This is a genomic window from Sinomonas atrocyanea, from assembly GCF_030811715.1.
GTDB classification, from domain to species: domain Bacteria; phylum Actinomycetota; class Actinomycetes; order Actinomycetales; family Micrococcaceae; genus Sinomonas; species Sinomonas atrocyanea_A.
Genome location: NZ_JAUSRH010000014.1, coordinates 93,189 through 111,913, shown reverse-complemented (window position 1 = coordinate 111,913; position 18,725 = coordinate 93,189). Strand labels below are relative to the sequence as shown.

The window sequence follows — 18,725 nt, the reverse complement described above, 5'->3', positions numbered from 1 at the left end:
CGCCGCCGAGCTCGGCGTGTCCCAGATGCAGGTCTCCCGCCTGCTGCGCCGGCTCCTGGACCGCATGCGCCGCAAGATGGCCGCCTGACACCACCCACAGAACCACCGGCACCACCACCCGGTACCACCCCGACCGCCGGACCGGAAGCGCTGGACCCCACACAGCGGGGCAGCCCACCGGGGACCGTGTTTCATCCTGCGGGAATCGGGAAAACAGAGCGGCATGAACACTCTCCTGGTGATCGTGGGCATCATCGCCATCATCCTGCTGTTCGTCGGCGGCTTCGTGAAGGCGGTCAACTTCCTGCTCTGGGTGGGCATCATCCTGCTCATCCTGGCGCTGATCGGCTACATCCTCGGCCGCTCCCGCAGTGGCAGGCGCTAGCCCGGCCCTCCCCCCGCACCTCGCCCGGGGCGCGGATCCGGCACCGTGGACGCGGCGCGGACGCGCCCCCAGTGCCGTGTGCCCGCCTCTGCCGCGCAGGCACCCCGGGCGCCTAGCATGGCTCCATGGCCGCCTACACGATCTCCCGAAGCGCCTTCATCCCGGCCCCGCCCGAGGCCGTCTACCCGCATGTCGTGGACTTCCACAGGTGGGCGGACTGGTCGCCGTGGGAGGCGCTCGATCCGGCGATGGAGCGGACCTTCAGCGGACCGGCCGCCGGGACCGGCGCCCAGTACTCCTGGCGCGGGAACCGCAGGGCCGGTGCGGGCACCATGCAGATCCTCGAAGTGGAGGAGCCCCGGAGCATCCGGCTCCGGCTCGTCTTCGTGAAGCCGTTCAAGGCCGTGAACCCCACCGGCTTCACCTTTGAGCCGGACCGCGGCGGGACCCGGGTGACGTGGGTGATGAAGGGCGAGAACAAGGGCATCGCGGGCGTGTTCGGAAGGCTCATGAACATCGACGCCATGGTGGGCAAGGACTTCGAGAAGGGTCTGGCGAACCTCGCCCAGGTGGTCGCAGCGGGACAGTGAGCCCGGCTACGGAAGCCTTGAGGGCCGCAGGACCCGCGCCTCGCCCGCGGCGGAAGCATCAAGTTCTACTGGGCTGAGCAGCACCGCCGGGCCCCGGCGCAGCACCCCGCCCGTGACGGGACGGCACCGGAGACCGCCGCGTCCACGCATCGCAGCGTGTGCTCCGGGGGCGAGCATGCGGTCCATCCAGGCGCAGGGGTGGGCCTGCCGGCCCGCGTGGAGCCGCACGGTCGCCTCGCCCTGGCGGAGCGCGAAGTCCCCGCCGAGGAGGGGCGGCAGCTCCGCGCCGCGCAGGATCACGTTCCGGCGGGTGAGGAGCGGGTCGAAGGGAGGCGCGTCCAACTCGGCGGCCATCGCCTCGAGCCCCTCGACGGCCAGCACGGTCAGGGCGGCGTCCATGTGCGCGGCCTTGCCGAAGAACCGGTCGCCCACGATCCCCTTGCCGGCCACGATCTCGATCTGCTCCGCATCCTCGGAGGGCACCGCGGCGGCGCCGTCGCGCGCCCGGCCGAAATAGGCGTGCGCGGGCGAGACGAGGAGGTGGAGCACCTCGACCTCGTACGCGTAGTCCATGCCTCCACCGTACTGGAGGTCCCCGGACCCTCAGTCCTCGTCGGGCCCCTCGGCTGCGTCCTCGGAATGGGCGCGGATCCCGGCGCCCTCAAGCTCGGTGTCGCCCTCGGCCGGTGCCTCGGTGTGCACGCGCTCGTCGTCGTCAGGCTCGAATCCAGCCATGTCTTCCGCCTCGGTTCGCGAACGGGGCCGTGCCCAGCCTGCGGCGGGAACGCCTCCGGCCCCACCTCCAGCGTAGGCCCGCAGCGCGGCGATGGCGACGGGTTCCCCGGGTTGCTCTGCCGCCGCTACTTCAGGCTCAGCACCTCCGCCATCGGCCGGCCGTTGACGAACACCGCTGCCCGCTTCGCCCCTGCGGCCGTGATCGCGGTGAGGTTGATCTGCGCCTCGGCCCGCGGGATGTCGCAGACGCCGCCCAGGAAGAACGAGCCCGAGAGGTAGACGGTGATGGTCGTGCCGTCGAAGGATCCGCCCAGGTACTTCAGGGTCGACTGGTACAGCACGTTCACGAGCCCGGATTCGCCGATCTCGCGGCTGCGGTTGGCGAACAGCCGGGTCAGGCTCGGCCCGACCTGGTCACGGAACGTCACTGGCGCCGTGTAGGTGGCCACGGCGGAGTCGCCGCATCCGACGCTCGGCCCGGACACGCCGCCGTCGCCGATGGCGATGTAGTACAGGGTCAGCGGCGCCGTCTGCTCGGGCAGCTGGCCCCCTGCGGCAGGCGCCGAGGAGGCGGGCGGCGCCGGAGCCTGGGTGGGCTGGCCCGGAGCGGTGGGCGGGGCCGTCTGCGCCGGGGACGAGGCGGCGGAGGACGACGGCGCGGGGCCGCCGCTCGCCGTCGTGCTCGCCGAGGCGGTCGGCGAGGGGGAGGCGGGGGCGCTGCTCGCCGTCGTGCTGGCGGATGCCGACGACGGTGACGGCGCCGGCGACGGCGGTCCGAAACAGGCTGCGAGGGTGAGCAGGGCCGCGAGCGCGGCGGTGCCCAGAACCGGTCGGATGGGCTTCATGGCGTCCTCCTCGTGGGTGGGGCTGGTCAGCGGGGGGCGGCGAGGTCGACCCGCTCGAGGTGCTCGGGGACGCGGGCGTGCCAGCCGAGCTCGTGCTGGATCCGCCGGCGCAGCGTGTCGGAGGCGCCGATCTCCCCGTGGGTCACGTAGACCATCCGCGGCGGCCGCGGGCAGGTGCCCATCCAGCGCAGGATGGCGTCGGCATCGGCGTGCGCGGAGAGGTTGTCGAGGCTGACCACCTCGGCGCGGATCGGGACGTCGCGGCCGTAGATGCGCAGGCTCGTGGCCCCGTCGAGGAGGAGGGCGCCGCGGGTGCCGCCGGCCTGGTAGCCGCTGAGGACGATGGCGTTGCGCGGATCCGGGCCGTAGGCCTCGACGTGGTGCAGGACCCGGCCGCCCGTGAGCATCCCGGACGCGGAGATGACGACCATCGGGCCGCCGCGCAGGTTCAGCGCCCGCGAGGCGTCCGGGTCGCGGATCAGCTGGGGCAGGGCGTACATCTCCCGGAACTCCCGCTCGCTGATGCGGTGCTCCTCGGGGTACTTCCGGTAGAGCTCGGTGGCGTCCACCGCCATCGGGCTGTTGAGGTAGACCGGGATGTCCGGGATCCGGTCCCGCCGGCGCAGGCGGGCGAGGTGCAGCATGAGCGTCTCGGCGCGGCCCACGGCGAAGGCGGCGATGACCACCACCCCGTTGCGCTTGGCCACCCGGCGCACCACCTCGCCGAGCGCCTCGGTCGGGTCCTCGCGCGGGTGCGCGCGGTCGCCGTACGTGGACTCGGTGACGAGGACGTCCGTGGGCTCCAGGGGGGCGGGCGGGTTCATGAGGGGATCATCCTCGCGGCCCAGGTCGCCCGTGAAGTGCAGCGTGGTCCCGGCGGAGCGGCCGTCGTCGACGGTGATGTGGACCTGGGCGGCGCCGAGGATGTGCCCTGCCGGGATGAAGCGCGCCTCGATCCCGGCGCCGAGGTCCAGCGGCGCGCGGAACGGCTGGGGGCTGAAGCTGGCGAGGGAGTCGACGGCGTCCCGCGCCGTGTAGAGGGGCTGCGGCATGCTGTGCCGCGACGACCCGCGGGCCCGCGCGGTCTCGGCCTCCTCCTCCTGGAGGTGGCCGCTGTCCGGGAGCAGGAGCGTGCACAGGTCCGTGGTGCCGGGGGTCGCGTAGACGGGTCCGTGGAACCCGCGCTTGACGAGGGCCGGGACGTAGCCGGAGTGGTCGAGGTGGGCGTGGGTGAGGACCACGGCGTCGATCGACGCGGGCGGCACCGGCAGCGGTGCCCGGTTGCGCTCGCGGAGCTTCTTGTAGCCCTGGAACAGTCCGCAGTCCACGAGGACCCGCCGGCCCCCGTGCTCGAGGAGGTAGCGGGAGCCGGTGACCGAGTCGGTGGCACCGAGGAAGGCCAGGTGCGTCCCGCCGTCGTCCCTCATGGCGGAAGCGTAGGAGGGGCGGGGCGCGGGGGCTACGGGCTTTGTGCCCCCTTAAGCCTTCTGAGGGTCATGTTCTGGAAGTCACCTCGTGTGACCTGCCAGGACATGACCCTCAGGAGGTGGCCCTCAGCCGGTGGGGCCGGGGGGATCAGTGGGCGGCCGCGGCCTCGGCGAGCTCGGCCGGGGCGGTGGCCCCCGCGGTCTCGGCAAGGGCGGCGACGACCTTGGCGATGCCCTCGACGACCTCGGCATCGTCCTTGGGCTCGACCTCGGCGAAGCGCGAGTAGGAGGCGCCGATCGCGAGCGTGGCGTCCTCGACGACCTCGGCGCCGGCGACCTTGAGGGACTTGCGCACGTCGTCATGCGCCCAGACCCCGCCGTACTGGCCGGCAGAGGTGCCGATCACGGCGGCCTTTGTGCCGGTCGCGGAGGAGGCACCGAACGGCCGGGAGATCCAGTCGATCGCGTTGTTGAGGATGGCCGGCATGGTGCCGTTGTACTCGGGGGTGACGAAGAGGAGGCCGTCCGCGGCGGCGACGGCGGCGCGGAGCTCGGCGGCCTTGGCAGGGACGCTGCCCTCGACGTCGAGGTCCTCGTTGTAGAACGGGATCTCCTCGAGGCCCTCGAACGTGGTCACGGCGGTGCCCTCCGGGGCGGACGCGGCGGCGACCTGGGCGAACTTGACGTTGACGGACTCCGTGCGGAGGCTGCCGACGAGGGTGAGGATCTCTGCCATGGGGGGCTCCTTGAGGTAACGCGGTCCCCGCTGGGCGCGGGGCTTCTGTGATGCGTCAACTACCTCGGTCCCCGAGGAATTCCGCTCGCGGGGGTGGGCTCGGTCACATTCGGCGCGGCGGCGGTCTCCCCGCGCACGACGGCGGGCCGGCCCCCCAGGGTGACCGGCCCGGCGTCGTGCGTCGGTTCCGCCCGGCAGCCGGGCGCCACAGTGGACCGCTAGGCGGCGACGGCCTCGCGCCAGTCGGCGACCAGCGGCAGGCCGAGGGCCTCGGACACCGAGCGGTGCGTGACCTGGCCCGCGGCGACGTTGAGGCCGCCGGCGAGGACCGCGTCCTTCTCGAGGGCGCCCTTCACGCCGAGGTCGGCGAGCAGGATACCGTACCGCAGCGTCACGTTGGTGAGCGCGTAGGTGGAGGTGTTCGGCACCGCGCCCGGCATGTTGGCCACGCAGTAGAAGATCGAGTTGTGCACGCGGAAGGTCGGGTCCTGGTGCGTGGTCGGGTGCGAGTCCTCGAAGCAGCCGCCCTGGTCGATCGCGATGTCCACGAGCACGCTGCCGGGCTTCATCCGGGCCACCAGCTCGTTGGGCACCAGCTTGGGGGCCTTCGCCCCCGGGATCAGGACTGAACCGACCACGAGGTCCGCCTCGACGAGGGACTTCTCGATCTCGTACTTGTTCGACGCGACCGTCTTCAGGCGGCCGCCGTAGAGGGCGTCCAGCTCGGTGAGACGGGCGATGTTGATGTCCAGGATGGTCACGTCCGCGCCGAGGCCCATCGCGACGACCGCGGCGTTGGTGCCGGCCACGCCCGCGCCCAGGACCACGACCTTCGCCGGGCGCACGCCCGGGACGCCGCCGAGGAGGATGCCCTTGCCGCCCGTCGGGGCAGTGAGGGCCTGCGCGCCCACCTGGACCGAGAGGCGTCCCGCCACCTCGGACATCGGGGCGAGCAGCGGCAGGCTCCGGCCGTCCTGGACCGTCTCGTAGGCGATCGCGGTGACGCCGGCGTCGAGCAGGGCGCGGGTGAGCTCCGGCTCGGCGGCGAGGTGGAGGTACGTGAAGAGGATCAGGCCCTTGCGGAAGTGGCGGTACTCCGAGGCGATCGGCTCCTTGACCTTCATGACCATCTCGGCGCGCGCCCAGACGTCCGCGGCGTCGGTGACGAGCTCGGCGCCGGCCACGTGGTACTCGTCGTCGGTGATGCCGGAGGCCACGCCGGCGCCGCGCTCGATCAGCACCGTGTGGCCGTGCGACACGAACTCGTGCACGCCCGCTGCCGTCATGGCCACGCGGAACTCGTTGTTCTTGATCTCCTTGGGGACTCCGATGATCACTTTCGTCTCCATTTGTGTTCGGCGGGGCCGGTGGGCCCTCTGGGTTCCCCGGGGGCGGGGAGCTTTCGGTGGTGTCTCCAGCGTAGGCCCGGTTGTGAGGCGCATTACAGGAGACCGAGGGCCCCGGCGCAGGCGATCCGCGCCATTCCGGGGATCGCGCCGCCGCGGGTCCTACAGATGTCGCAGGATGGGGCGTCAGTTGTCTCCGCGTGGTTCACGCGTGGACGTATGCTGTGGCGTATGCGGCACGGCGTCGAAGATCTGGTGGAAGCGGCGGCGGCCAAGCTGGGCCGGGGGCTCAGTGTGGAGGACCTCGACGGGCTGCTGATCGCGTACTCGTCCAACCAGGCGCAGGCCGACCCCGTGCGCGTGAACTTCCTGCTCTCCAAGCGGCTCCCGCCCGATGTGCAGGCGTGGCAGCTCTCGCACGGGATCGCCACCGCTGTGCGCCCGGTCACCGTCCCCGCCAACGCCGAGCTCGGCATGTACGGGCGGGTGTGCGTTCCGCTGCTCGTGCGCGGTTTCCGGGTGGGGTACCTCTGGGTCCAGCAGGGCGCAGACGAGGAGAGCTCGGCCGATGTGCTCGCCGCGTTGCCCGGCATCCGGCTCGAGCTGGACCTCATCGGCCAGCTCCTCCTCGAGTCCAACACCGCCGAGTCCGAACACCGCAGGCGCCGGGAGGCCGAGTTCCTCGCCGCCGCAGCCGGGGACAAGTCCGCGCTCGCCGCGATCGCCGGGTGGCGCGAGGTCCACGGCCACGCCCCCTGGCAGGTCGTGGTGCTGCTGGACCCCGAGGGCGTCACCCCGCGGGACCCGCAGGCGGCGGTCGTGGCCACGAGCACCGCGGCGATGCAGGCGACGGCCGGGATCGATCCGGCCCTCTTCACGGCGGGGACCGAGACGCACGCCGTGGCCCTCTTCGCCGGGACCACCGCGCGGGCCAGCCACGCCGCCGTCCTGACCCACTATGAGCGCGAGCTCGCCAAGCGTTCCGGGCGCCCCGCCGGCCGCGTGCTCGTGGGCATCTCCGAGCCCTTCTCCGCGCTGCGGGACCTCGGGGCCGCGTACACCCAGGCCAAGGTCGCCGCGCAGGCCGCCGCGGTGGACCCCGAGCTCGGCGAGCTCGTCGACGTGCGCTCCGTGGGCGCCTACCAGCTCATGGGGGCGCTCGCGGCGGAGCCGACCAGCGTGTTCTTCGCGGCCCTCGAGGCCGAGGACCGCAACGGGGAGCTCCTGCCGGTGCTCGAGATGCTCTACGACTCCGACGGCGCCGTCCAGGCGGTGGCGGATCGGCTCCACGTGCACCGCTCCACCGTGTACCACCGGCTCGCCCGGGTGCGGAAGCTGATCCGCGCCGAGCCCCTCTCCGGGCGGGTGCGGCAGGAGCTGCACCTGGCCATCAAAGCCCGGCGGTGGGCCGGGCGCCCGCGGATCTGACGCCTCCCCGCGTTGAGGGGTCATGTCCCTAGGATGCGGGGTCAGATCCCTAGGATGCGGGGTCAGATCCCTGCGTGCCCTTCTTCTGAGCCGAGACCCAGGCGAGCACGTCCTCGCGGCGGATGCGGCGGTGCGTCCCCCGATACTGGACCGGCCACGTTCCCGCATCGGTCAGCTTCCGCACGTACGAGTGGCTGATGCCCGCGAGCTCGGCGGCCTGCGCGACGGTCAGCACCTCCTCCGCGCTGCTGACCGTGACCGCCTCGCCCCGGGCGAGACGGGCGAGGAGGTCCCGGACGGCCTCGTCGACGCGACCGGTAAGCCGATGCGCCGTCCCGTCGACGAACAGGGAGACGTCCTTCGCCGCGAGCGCCCTGCCGAGGGCTTCCGCCTCTGCCGGCTCGAGTGCGGGCGTGGTGTGCGGGGCGTAGCGGCTCATGCGCCCAGCGTAGTGTGAGCTGGGCGGCCCCGGGCAGGTGATGTGGCCTCCTCCCGCATGGCCGTCTGGGCGGCGGCTCTTAACCACGACGGCGGGTGGCCGGCTCGTGTGAGCCGGCCACCCGCCGTCGTGCGTACCCGCAATCCGGAAACCGCGACGAGATGCGTACCCGGAAGCGTGATAACGCGACGAGATGCGTACCCGAAACGGATCGGGGTTGAGGGCTTTGGTCGGGCGGCGGTTAGGCCGTGACCTTGGCCTCTTCGCGCAGGGTCTCCTGATGGTTCGCGATCCGGGCCTGGTGGACCGGGGACTTCTTCACGAACTGCCACGCGACGAACAGGACCACGAACCAGATGGGCGTCACGCACAGGGCCGTGAGCGTGTCCAGCTGGGTGGTCAGCGCCCAGACGAGGAAGGCGAAGAACGCGTACACGACCCAGACCATCACGCGGCCGCCGGGCATCTTGTACTTCGAGGCCGCGTGCAGCTCCGGGCGGCGCTTGAGGAAGACGAGGTAGCTGGCGAGGATGATCGACCACACGAACATGAAGCACACGGCGGAGACCGTCGTGACCATGTCGAACGCCGCGCCGATGCTCTTGCCCGAGTAGAGCAGCACGACGCCGGAGAGCAGCAGCACGCACGAGAGGAACAGCGCGTTCTGCGGGACCTTGCGGGAGGAGAGCTTGCCGAACGCCTTCGGGGCGTCGCCCTCGATCGCGAGGCCGAACACCATGCGCGAGGTCGAGTAGATGCCGGAGTTGGCGCTCGACATGGCCGAGGTGAGGACCACGAGGTTGACCAGGGTCGCCGCCGCGCCGAGCCCGGCGAGGGAGAACATCCCGATGAAGGGCGAGTGGCCGGCCTTGAACTCCGTCCACGGCGTGACGGCCATGAGGATGACGAGCGCACCCACGTAGAACAGGCCCACGCGGACGGGGATCGCGTTGATGGCGCGGGGCAGGTTGTGCTCCGGGCTCTTGGTCTCGGCGGCGGCGGTGCCCACCAGCTCGATCCCGACGAACGCGAACACCGCGATCTGGAAGCCCGCCACGAAGCCCATGAACTCCTTGGGGAAGAACCCGCCGAACTGCCACAGGTTCGCGAACGAGGCCGTGCCGGCGTTGGAGGAGAAGCCCGTGAAGATCATGTACAGGCCGGTGATGATCAGGGCCAGGATCGCGACGATCTTGATGAGCGCGAACCAGAACTCGACCTCGCCGAACGCCTTCACCGTGGGCAGGTTGAGGGCCAGCAGGATCAGGATCGTGGCGATCCCGGGGATCCACAGCGGGATGCCGGGCCAGAGCTCGTTCGCGTACCCGGCGATCGCGACGACGTCCGCGACTCCCGTGACGACCCAGCAGAACCAGTAGGTCCAGCCGGTGAAGAAGCCGGCCCACGGGCCGAGGAGGTCCCCGGCGAAGTCGGAGAAGGACTTGTAGTTGAGGTTGCTCAGCAGCAGCTCGCCCATGGCGCGCATCACGAAGAAGAGCATGAAGCCGATGATCATGTAGACGAAGATCACCGATGGGCCAGCAACGGAGATCGTCTTGCCCGAGCCCATGAACAGGCCGGTGCCGATGGCCCCGCCGATGGCCAGGAGCTGGATGTGGCGGTTGGACAGGCCGCGGGAGAGATGCGGCTCCTCGATGTGGCTCGACGCTGAGCCCGACGGATTGGGCGTTGTCATAATGCGCAGACCTTCGCAGTAATGGCTTCAAATGTGACCCCTGCAACAGGGCCTTTCAAGCCTACCGCGCAGCTGATGTGGTCCCGACCATACAGAGTGTCTGGATGATCACACGGTATGTGCGACAGATGTCGCGTCGCCTCGCAAGGGTGCAGACTTTTTCCGTTTTGTCCAGTCAAACCCGGCGGCCCTAAGATCCTGTCGTTCCACCGTTTGGCCAGGAGATCCCATGTTCCACAACACCCACGCCCACCGCTCGCTGACCGTGCACGTCGACTCCGCACGCGAGCTCGACTCCGCGCTCAGCAGCGCGATCGGCACGCTGCAGCAGCACGCGGTCGCCAACCCCTGCTGCGGCATCCTCGTCACGCGCGAGGCGGCGGGGGAGTACCGGGTGGCCCTCGACGAGAGCGTCCCGTTCGGCATCACGCAGCAGCGCTGCGCCTGATCGGGCCCGCCGCCCCGGGCGGGCGGCCGGTCCCGGCCGCGGGCGGGGGCAGCCGGCGCACGACGCCGGGTGGCCGCCCCCGCGGGTCGCTCCGCTAGCGCTTGGCCCCCTTCGGGGCGCCCTTCGCGGGCCGGACGAACAGCGTCTCCGCCTGCTCGAGGGACATCCCGTTGGTCTCCGGGACCTTCGCGAGCACGAACACGAACGAGAGCACCGCGAACGCGGCATACATCCCATACGTGAGGGTCAGCGACCAGGCCGCCATCGGCGGGAACGAGACCGTGATCAGGAAGTTCGCGATCCACTGCGCGGCCGCCGCGATGCCCAGCCCGCGCGCGCGGATGGAGGGCGGGAAGATCTCGCCGAGCAGGACCCACACGACCGGGCCCCATGAGGCGCCGAAGCAGACCACGAAGACGTTCGCCGCGACGAGCGCGATCGGGCCCCACGCACCGCTGAGCGACGGCTCGCCGTTGACGAGGGTCGCCGTGGAGAACGCCACCGCCATGGCGGCCAGCGAGACGGCCATGCCCGCGGAGCCCACGAGCAGGATCGGCTTGCGCCCGACGCGGTCCACGAGGGCGATCGCAATGAGGGTGACGAGGACGTTGGTCACCGAGGTGATGACGGAGATCTGGAGCGAGAACTGCTCGCCGAAGCCGACCGACTTCCACAGGGTCGTCGAGTAGTAGAAGATCACGTTGATGCCCACGAACTGCTGGAACACGGACAGCGCGATCCCGACCCACAGGACGGGCTTGAGGCCGAACGCGCTGCCGCGCAGGGCGCCCTTGCGCTCGGAGAGCTTGTCCGCCTCGATCGCGTCGTGGATCTCCTTGAGCGCCCGGTCGATGCTCTCGTAGGGCGCCGTGGTCTCGAAGACCCGGCGCGCGCCCGCCTCGTCCCCCTTCAGGACGAGGAAGCGGGGCGACTCGGGCAGCGTGAAGGCAATCCAGCCGTACACGGCCGCGGGGATCGCGCCGGCGATGAACATCCACCGCCAGGCATCGACGCCGAAGAACAGGGCATGGCTCGCCCCGCCGGCGATGGAGGCCAGCGCGGCGTCGCTGAGGAGGGCCGCGAAGATGCCGAGGGTGATGGCGAGCTGCTGGAAGGACGCGAGGCGGCCGCGGACCCGGCGCGGGGAGATCTCGGCGATGTAGGCCGGGGCGACCACGGAGGCGAGGCCGATCCCGAGCCCGCCGACGAGCCGCCACAGGACGAGGTCCCACAGGCCCACGGCGAAGCCCGCCCCGATCGCGCTCACCAGGAACAGCAGCGCGCCGAGCTTCATCGCGGGGATGCGGCCGTAGCGGTCTGCGAGAGTGCCCGCGAGCCACGCGCCGATGGCGCACCCGATGAGGGCGATCGCGACCGCGAGCCCCGTCACCGCGTGCGAGAGCCCGAAGGCGCCCTGGATCGAGTCGACGGCTCCGTTGACCACCGAGGAGTCGAATCCGAAGAGGAAGCCGCCCACCGCCGCGGCGACGGCCAGGCCTGCGACTTTCGCCGCGGACTTCCTCTGCGGGGGCTGGGTGTCGCCCGGGGTTCTGGCTGGATTGTTCGCCACGGTGGCTCCTGCTTGTACGTCGGATGAGAGAATCGGCCCGCGGCGCCTGTGGGCCCCGCGAGCGCCCGCCTAGTCTGGCACCGGCCGGCGATGTTCCCAAAAGCCGACGCGCCGACTCAGTCGGCCGCCGCCGTGATGCCCATCATCCTCCGGCCCTCTCGCCGCCGTCCACCGCCTCGCGCATCGCGGCGAGGAGGGAGGCGAACCGCTCGGTGGAGGGCAGGTCCTCGAGCAGGACCGCGGCGCCGTCCGGGCCCGTGAGCGGGATGCACCAGTTGGGGTACTCGCGGTGGGTGCCGGGCTGGTTCTGGGTGCGGCGGTCCCCGACGGCGTCGACGAGTGCGACGCCGAGCAGGCTCGAGGGCGTGAGCGCGGTGAGCTCGTAGAGGGCCTCGATGATGCGCTGCTCGTCCGCGCCGCCCTCGGCCCCGTCCGCAGGGGAGGCGGGCAGGAGCCCCCGCTCGCGGGCGAGGTCCAGGACGCCGGCGATCTCCGCGCGGGCCGCCTCGAGCTCCTCCTCGACGGGGCGCTCCAGCAGGCCGAGGGACTCGCGCAGCCGCACGTGCTCGCCCGCGAGGTAGCCCGCGGTCGGCGGGAGGTCGTGGGTGTTCACGCTGGTGAGGCACGCCTGCCGGTACTTCTCCGGCGCGAGGGGGGTGCCGGCGTCGTGCTCGAACCACAGGATCGAGGTGCCGAACACGCCCCGCTCGGCGAGGTAGTCCCGCACCCACGGCTCGAACACGCCGAGGTCCTCGCCGATCACGATCGCGCCCGCGCGCTGCGCCTCGAGCGCGAGGATGCCCACGAGGGCCTCGTGGTCGTAGTGCACGTACGTGCCCCCGGCGGGGGAGGAGGCGCCCTCCGGGATCCACCAGAGCCGGAACAGGCCCAGGATGTGGTCCACGCGGATCCCGCCGGCGTGCCGGAGGATGGTGCGGAGCATGTCGCGGTACGCCGCGTAGCCCGTCTCCGCGAGCCGCGTGGGGTGCCACGGCGGCTGGCTCCAGTTCTGCCCCTGCTGGTTGAACACGTCCGGCGGCGCGCCCACGGAGACGCCGGCGGCGAGGACACCGGAGAGGGTCCACGCGTCCGCGCCGTCCGGACGCACGCCGACGGCGAGGTCGTGGAGCAGCCCGATCTCCATCCCCGCCGCGAGCGCGGTGCGCTGGGCGGCCTCGAGCTGCTCGTCGCAGATCCACTGGAGCCAGCGGTAGAAGTCGATCCGCTCGGCGTGCTCCTCACGCAGGCGCGCGGCCTCGTGAGGTGCGGGGAGCGCGGGGGCCGGGGGCGCGCCGTCGGCCGCCGAGGCGGCTGCGCCGGAGGCGGCGCGGCGCTCGGCCAGCGCGGACCACAGCGCGAAGTCCGCGAGCCCCTGCCCCGCGCCCGCGCAGAACCGGGTGTAGGCCTGCGCGCGGGCCGGACTGCGCGGCACGCGCCACACGAGGTCGAGCGCGGCGAGCTTGGCGGCGTAGGAGGCGTCGCGGTCGAGCAGCGCGGCGGAACCGTTGGCCGACCGGGGCCCCCGGGCGAGCTCCTCGACGCGCGCGCGGTCCTCGGCGGCGAGGTAGCCGTACTCCGGGATGTCCTCGACGCGCAGGTAGAGCGGGTTCACGAAGCGCCGGGTCGAGGGCAGGTAGGGGGAGTCCTCGAGGGGCGGCACCGGCGCCGAGGCGTGCAGGGGGTTGACGAGCACGAAGCTCGCGCCCTGCCCGGCTCCCACGGCGGCGAGGTCCGCGAGGTCGGCGAAGTCCCCGATGCCCCACGAGCGCCGGGACCGCACCGAGTAGAGCTGCGCCATGAGCCCCCACCGCTGGCGGTCCGCGAGCCGGCCCGTGGTGGCGAGCCGGTCCGGGGTGACCACGAGGGTCGCCTCGGCGCTCCGGTCCTCGTTGCGGGCATGCAGCGTGTGCCACCCGAGGGGGAGGTCCGGCGGCAGGAGGAAGGAGGCGCGGCCCATCAGCACGCCGTCGACCCTGCGCGGCTCGACCCAGTTCTCGGCCTGCTCTGCCGCGTACTCCGTGCCGTCCTCGGCGGTGACCCAGAGGGTGACGGCCGTGCCGTGCGGGACGTGCGCGTCGACGGTCGCGCCGGCGCCCTGGCGCACCACCGCGACGGGCGGGAGCAGCCGGCGCCAGGGCCCGGTCTCCGCCTCCTCGAGGGCCGCGCGCATCGCCTCCGCCGAGTCCGTCGGCACCCCGAGGGCACCGAGCACCGATCTGAGCGTCTCCTCCGAGACCTCCTGCAGGGTGCCGTCCCACCCCGCATAGGAGGTCGCCACCTGGTGCCGTTCCGCCAGCTCGCGCAGGAGCCCCGCTGCATCCGCCATGCCTTCACCCTATGCGGGCGGGGCGGGAGGGCAAGGGCGCGGCTCGCCCCGCGCGCGGCGGATTCCCAGCGGACTGCGGGTCAGGCCAGGGCGAAGACGTGCACGACGACGCGGTCCGGGTACCGCTCGCCGGTGCCGACGAACAGGGTGCGGTTCACCCAGTCCCACTGTGGCGCCGAGGACCGCAGCCGCGGCGCGCAGCGGAAGTAGATCTCCGCCGGGTCCACCGGCTCACCGCGCGCGATCCGGCCGAGAGCCTCGGCGGAGCCGGACCGGATCGCGGCGTTGTCCACCGAGATGATCGCCCCGTCCTCCGTCTCGACGGCGTAGCGGGCATCGAGCTGGGAGAGCTCCGGCGTGTGGAGGATCTGGAAGTCCGCCCCGCCCGGGAGCACGCGCCCGCTCAGGCGCGGGCCGGACACGGCGCCCCCGGTGATGGGGATGATCCTGCGGTGGCCCTCCGGCGTGGGGCCCACGTCGATCGGGTCTCCGATGAGGACCGAGAGGGTCCCCGCGTACTCCAGGGCTGGCGGCTGCGGCGTCTGCGTCATGGCTGGGACAGTACCCCGGCTCACCCGAGGACCCCGAACGTGATCCGGCTCGGCGCGCTCTCACCCACGTGCACGCGCTGGTGGGCCACCACCGCGTCGGAGGAGTCGAGCGCCCTCGCGCCGGTGTTGAGGTTCCTGTCCCACCGTGGATGGCAGCTCGAGGTGACCTGGACCCGGATCCGCTCGCCCGCGGCGAAGGTGCAGGCGGTGCTCCACAGGCTGACCGTGAACTCCTCGAGGGACCCCGGCGTGAGGGTGCGCCGCGGCACCCCGGCGCGGAAGACGCCGTCGTCCGCGCAGGCGTCCCGCCATGAGGCGCGCACGATCCCGTCGGCGAGCCCGAGCGAGCGCCCGTCCGCCGTGACCCGGCACAGCCGCACCACGAAGTCGGTGTCGACGGCCGACGACGACGCGAACAGTCGCGCCGTCACCTCGCCGAAGAGGGTGAGCGGCTCCGCGAGGGGCTCGGTGGTGAAGGTCAGCACGTCCTCGCGGGCCTCGACGCGCGACTGCTCGGCAGGCCCGGGGAAGTCGGCACCGAGGTGCATCGTGGCGCCCCCCGTGGACGGGACGGGGTCGACCGGGTCGTAGTCGTACGCCTCCGCGGCGTCCCTGCCCGGCCGGTCGGCGAGGGTCCCGCCGGCGCCGAGGAACAGCTCGCGCCGCTCCGAGGGCGCGGGCAGCTCGTCGAAGCCCCGCCACCGGTTCTCCCCCAGGACATAGACGAGCACGGGCGGTGCCGTGGGCACCGGGCCGTCGGCGAGGACGTGCCGGAACCACTGTGCGTGGAGGGAGGAAAGGTCGCCATAAGGTCCGAGGGCGGCCGCGGACCCGCCCGGGAACGCGGCGTCCGGGAAGAGGCCTGTGAAGTTCGCGTGGCTCCACGGGCCCAGGACCAGGCGGGGCCGGGGCACGGCAGGGTCGCGGCGGGAGGCCTCGAGCTGGAGGCGGTACTGGTCGAGCGTGTTGGGCAGGAAGATGTCGAACCAGCCGCCGATGTGGAGCGTGGCGAGCGGCACGGGCGCGGAGACCGGCCAGTTCCACACCTCCGACGCTTCGGCGCCGGGGTCAGCGCCGGCCGAGGGGATGATGGAGGACTGCATGAAGGTGCAGGCCCGGGACTTGAGGTCGTTCAACGGCAGGGTCCCGTAGGCCGAGCCATCCGCGAAGGCGGAGTCCAGCTCCCGCCAGGCCTCGGCCTCGCGGCCCAGACGGGCGGGGTCGGCGGCGAACTCGCGGCGGATGGTCTCAAGCGAGATCGAGCCATGGCCCCAGCTCAGGCGCGAGCCGAGCTCGGATGCGCCGCCCCGGAAGAGGGCGCCGTTGTCCGCGTTGCCCGCGGCGCACACCCCCGGGGCCAGGGCGGCGAGGCCACGGGGCGCCCTGCGCGCGGCCCGCCACTGCGACTCGGCGAAGTACGAGCGCCCCCACATCCCGACCTTGCCCGAGGAGTACGGGAGGCGGGCTGCCCACTCGACGGCCTCCGCGCCGTCGTCCGCCTCCTGCTCGCTCGGGGCGAACTCGCCGTCCGAGCCGAACCTGCCGCGCACGTCCTGCAGGACCACCACGAAGCCCTCCGCGGCGACTGTGGCGGGGTTGAAGTAGGCGGAGTTCACCGACAGGTCGCGCCCGTAGGGGGTGCGGGTCATCAGCACGGGGAAGCGCTCGCCCTCGGATGCCGGGCGGTAGACCGTGGAGCGCAGCACGGTCCCGTCGCTGAGCGGGGTCTCGACGTCATGTTCGATGATCACGGTGTGCGGCATGCCTCAGGCCCCCGCCCGCGCGCCGAGCTCGTGCGTGTCCACGCGGTACGTCTCCCGCACCCACACGAGGGTCACGAGGGCAGAGAGGCAGCAGCAGGCGGCGGTGAAGACCGCGACGGGGACCCAGCCGTCGGGGCCGGGGCGCACCACGGCGGCGGCGATCGTGGGCGCGAAGCCGGTGACGATGAGCCCGAGCTGGGAGGAGACCGCCGCGCCCGAGTAGCGGATGCGCGTCGGGAACATCTCCGCGACGATCGCGGGACCGAGCGGGTTCACCATGCCGTACCCGACCACCATGACCAGGATCGAGGTGGCGAACACGAGCGGGACGTCCTTCTGCGAGATCGACCAGAAGTAGGCGAAGATCGAGGCCGCGCAGATCACGTTGCCGGCGATGAAGACGGGCTTGCGGCCGATCCGGTCCGCGAGGATGCCGAACAGCGGCTGGGCGATGATGCCGAGGGCCGCCGTGACGATGGTGGTGGCGAGCATGACGCTGCTCGGGACGAGGTGGCCGTTCGTGGCGTAGGAGAGGCTGAAGGCGGAGACGATCGTGGACACGACCGCCCACACTCCGAAGAGGATGACCTTGATGACCGTGGGCCAGTAGTCGCGCAGCACGACCTTGAGCGGCAGCTCCTGCTCCGTCTCCCCGGCCTCCCGCGCCTCCTCGAACACCTCGGCCTCGGGGATGCGGCGGCGGATCACGAACCCGGCCACGGCGACGACGATGCTCGCGAGGAAGGGGATGCGCCAGCCCCACGCGACGAGGTCCGCCTGCGGCATGAAGGAGACGAGGAGAAAGGCGAGCGAGGCGAGCATGATGCCGGCCGCGGCCCCGGTGTTGACCCAGCTGGCGAAGAACGCCCGCCGCCTGGCGGGAGCGTGCTCGAGCGAGAGGGTGACGGCGCCGACGGACTCGCCCGCGGCCGAGATGCCCTGCACCACGCGCAGCAGCACCAGCAGGACCGGGGCGGCCGCGCCGATCGCGGCGGTCGGCGGGAGGCAGCCGATGAGGAAGGTTGCCGCGCCCATCGAGACGAGCGTGAAGACGAGCATCTGCTTGCGGCCGATCCGGTCGCCGAAGTGGCCGATGAAGCCCGCCGCGAGGGGGCGGACCACATACCCGATGCCCAGGGTGGCCATCGAGAGGAACTGCCCGAGGAGAGGGTCGATGCCCGGGAAGAAGATCTTGTTGAAGATGAGGGCCGAGGCGGAGCCGTAGATGAAGAAGTCGTAGTACTCGAGCGTGCTTCCGGCGAAGCTCGCGAGGGCGGCCTTGCGCGCGTGCTGCCCGGGGACTCGGGCTGCCACGGCGTTCGCGGCGGAGGTGGGGCCGGCGGTCATTGCGGATCTCCTGGAGGACGACGTTGTCAGGGTATGTGGTGCGCGTCACCTGCGAGTTATCGTTGCGTTAAAACTCGCGTACGTCAATAAAACTGCAAAGTTTCTCGTCGGCTGGAAGGATGAAGGGGTGCGCTACGACGGACAGGCGCGGCCCAGCGCCGCCATGGTCGACTTCCCGCGGCCCCAGCGAGGGGGCACGAGCCAGCACCTGCTGGTGACGATGCTCGGCGAGTTCTGGCGGCACACCGACCTGTGGCTCCCCGCGAGGGCGATCATCCGGCTCGCGGAGGACGTGGGGCTGAGCCGCTCGGCGGTCACCACCGCGCTGAGCAGGCTCGCCGCCCGCGGCGTCCTCGAGAATGACGGCGGCGGCCGCGCCTCGCGCTACCGGTTCACCGCCGCGGCCCGCGCCAGACTCGCGATCGGGACCCAGGAGGTGGGCCGGTTCGGCGACCCGGCCGTCCGCTGGGACAGGCGGTGGACCGCCGTGGCCTTCTCCGTGCCCGAGTCCGAGCGCGAGATCCGCGAGGCCTTCCGGGCCCGGCTCAAATGGCTCGGATTTGCCCCCGTCTACGGCGCCCTCTGGTTCTCGCCGCGGGACCGGATGGAGCAGGTGCGCGAGATCGCCGAGGCCTACGGGGTCGAGGACTACATGGCGTTCAGAGTCGAGGACGGCGGGTTCGAGGGGCGGCGCCCGGCCATCGTCGACACGGCCGAGCCCCCGCGGCGCTACGCCGAGTTCGCCGACGGCAACGAAGCCCGGCTGGACCGGCTGCGCGCAGGGGACGTCGGTGCGGCCGAGGGCTTCCGGCTGCGGGTCGAGGCCGTCGACACGTGGCGGGCCTTCCCCTGGGACGATCCGGGCATGCCGTACGAGCTCCTGCCGCGGGACTGGCCGCTCCTGCGCGCCCGCGAGTCCTTCGTGGCGGTCTTCAGCGCGACGGCGCCGCTCGCCGAGCGCCACGTTCGCACGGTGCTCGGGGCCCTCGCGCCCGAGGCGGAGGCCGGCGTGGTGGTCCCGGCTGCGCCGTGAGCTCTTGACCGAGATACCCCTAGGGGGTATGTTTGCAGTGCGCTGTCAGCGATGCACGCG

The 18,725-nt window shown here is 72.2% G+C and carries 18 protein-coding genes; 5 read left to right on the top strand and 13 right to left on the bottom strand.

The window, feature by feature from the left end; all coding sequences use genetic code 11:
• Nucleotides 1-223 precede the first annotated feature (223 nt).
• Nucleotides 224-385, top strand: a complete 162-nt coding sequence (locus tag J2W21_RS17620; protein ID WP_169803085.1) for a hypothetical protein — start codon at nucleotides 224-226, stop codon at nucleotides 383-385.
• Nucleotides 386-510: 125 nt separating this feature from the next.
• A complete protein-coding gene (locus J2W21_RS17615) occupies nucleotides 511-975 on the top strand; it encodes an SRPBCC family protein (RefSeq protein ID WP_307115818.1) in 465 nt (154 codons plus the stop codon).
• Nucleotides 976-981: 6 nt separating this feature from the next.
• On the opposite strand, the gene J2W21_RS17610 is transcribed toward J2W21_RS17615, so the two are convergent.
• From J2W21_RS17610 to ald, 6 genes are all read right to left on the bottom strand, one after another.
• Entirely contained in the window at nucleotides 982-1,548 is a 567-nt protein-coding gene (locus J2W21_RS17610; RefSeq protein ID WP_307115817.1) for an MOSC domain-containing protein, read from the bottom strand.
• A gap of 30 nt (nucleotides 1,549-1,578) precedes the next feature.
• Nucleotides 1,579-1,710, bottom strand: coding sequence for a hypothetical protein (locus tag J2W21_RS17605; RefSeq protein ID WP_307115816.1), 132 nt, complete (start codon nucleotides 1,708-1,710; stop codon nucleotides 1,579-1,581).
• 125 nt (nucleotides 1,711-1,835) lie between these two features.
• Nucleotides 1,836-2,555: a hypothetical protein gene (locus tag J2W21_RS17600; protein WP_307115815.1), complete on the bottom strand. Its 720-nt coding sequence runs from the start codon at nucleotides 2,553-2,555 to the stop codon at nucleotides 1,836-1,838.
• Between the two features lie 26 nt (nucleotides 2,556-2,581).
• Entirely contained in the window at nucleotides 2,582-3,982 is a 1,401-nt protein-coding gene (locus tag J2W21_RS17595) for an MBL fold metallo-hydrolase RNA specificity domain-containing protein (RefSeq protein WP_307115814.1), read from the bottom strand.
• Between the two features lie 148 nt (nucleotides 3,983-4,130).
• Complete coding sequence (locus tag J2W21_RS17590; RefSeq protein WP_307115813.1) at nucleotides 4,131-4,718, bottom strand: NAD(P)H-dependent oxidoreductase; 588 nt, start codon at nucleotides 4,716-4,718, stop codon at nucleotides 4,131-4,133.
• Nucleotides 4,719-4,936: 218 nt separating this feature from the next.
• Nucleotides 4,937-6,055, bottom strand: coding sequence for an alanine dehydrogenase (gene ald / locus J2W21_RS17585; RefSeq protein ID WP_307115812.1), 1,119 nt, complete (start codon nucleotides 6,053-6,055; stop codon nucleotides 4,937-4,939).
• A 240-nt stretch (nucleotides 6,056-6,295) separates the two neighbouring features.
• Here ald and J2W21_RS17580 point away from each other — a divergent pair, with 240 nt between their 5' ends.
• Nucleotides 6,296-7,492, top strand: coding sequence for a PucR family transcriptional regulator (locus tag J2W21_RS17580; protein ID WP_307115811.1), 1,197 nt, complete (start codon nucleotides 6,296-6,298; stop codon nucleotides 7,490-7,492).
• Between the two features lie 49 nt (nucleotides 7,493-7,541).
• Here J2W21_RS17580 and J2W21_RS17575 read toward each other — a convergent pair whose 3' ends face one another.
• Nucleotides 7,542-7,931: a helix-turn-helix domain-containing protein gene (locus tag J2W21_RS17575; protein WP_307115810.1), complete on the bottom strand. Its 390-nt coding sequence runs from the start codon at nucleotides 7,929-7,931 to the stop codon at nucleotides 7,542-7,544.
• 241 nt (nucleotides 7,932-8,172) lie between these two features.
• On the bottom strand, nucleotides 8,173-9,627 hold the full coding sequence (locus J2W21_RS17570) for an amino acid permease (protein WP_307115809.1): 1,455 nt from the start codon (nucleotides 9,625-9,627) through the stop codon (nucleotides 8,173-8,175).
• A 229-nt stretch (nucleotides 9,628-9,856) separates the two neighbouring features.
• Here J2W21_RS17570 and J2W21_RS17565 point away from each other — a divergent pair, with 229 nt between their 5' ends.
• Entirely contained in the window at nucleotides 9,857-10,075 is a 219-nt protein-coding gene (locus J2W21_RS17565; RefSeq protein ID WP_307115808.1) for a hypothetical protein, read from the top strand.
• Nucleotides 10,076-10,169: 94 nt separating this feature from the next.
• On the opposite strand, the gene J2W21_RS17560 is transcribed toward J2W21_RS17565, so the two are convergent.
• From J2W21_RS17560 to J2W21_RS17540, 5 genes are all read right to left on the bottom strand, one after another.
• Nucleotides 10,170-11,645 carry a sugar porter family MFS transporter gene (locus J2W21_RS17560; RefSeq protein ID WP_307115807.1) on the bottom strand — a complete coding sequence of 492 codons (1,476 nt, stop codon included), beginning with the start codon at nucleotides 11,643-11,645 and terminating at the stop codon, nucleotides 10,170-10,172.
• Between the two features lie 142 nt (nucleotides 11,646-11,787).
• On the bottom strand, nucleotides 11,788-13,971 hold the full coding sequence (gene malQ / locus J2W21_RS17555; RefSeq protein WP_307115806.1) for a 4-alpha-glucanotransferase: 2,184 nt from the start codon (nucleotides 13,969-13,971) through the stop codon (nucleotides 11,788-11,790).
• An 80-nt stretch (nucleotides 13,972-14,051) separates the two neighbouring features.
• The gene (locus J2W21_RS17550; protein WP_307115805.1) at nucleotides 14,052-14,522 is read right to left on the bottom strand and encodes a DUF3237 domain-containing protein; all 471 of its coding nucleotides are present in this window, start codon (nucleotides 14,520-14,522) and stop codon (nucleotides 14,052-14,054) included.
• Nucleotides 14,523-14,542: 20 nt separating this feature from the next.
• Nucleotides 14,543-16,273 carry a CocE/NonD family hydrolase gene (locus J2W21_RS17545; protein WP_307115804.1) on the bottom strand — a complete coding sequence of 577 codons (1,731 nt, stop codon included), beginning with the start codon at nucleotides 16,271-16,273 and terminating at the stop codon, nucleotides 14,543-14,545.
• 15 nt (nucleotides 16,274-16,288) lie between these two features.
• The gene (locus J2W21_RS17540) at nucleotides 16,289-17,632 is read right to left on the bottom strand and encodes an MFS transporter (protein WP_307115803.1); all 1,344 of its coding nucleotides are present in this window, start codon (nucleotides 17,630-17,632) and stop codon (nucleotides 16,289-16,291) included.
• Between the two features lie 127 nt (nucleotides 17,633-17,759).
• Between J2W21_RS17540 and J2W21_RS17535 the strand changes: the two genes are divergently transcribed.
• On the top strand, nucleotides 17,760-18,665 hold the full coding sequence (locus J2W21_RS17535; protein ID WP_307115802.1) for a PaaX family transcriptional regulator: 906 nt from the start codon (nucleotides 17,760-17,762) through the stop codon (nucleotides 18,663-18,665).
• Nucleotides 18,666-18,725: the final 60 nt, after the last annotated feature.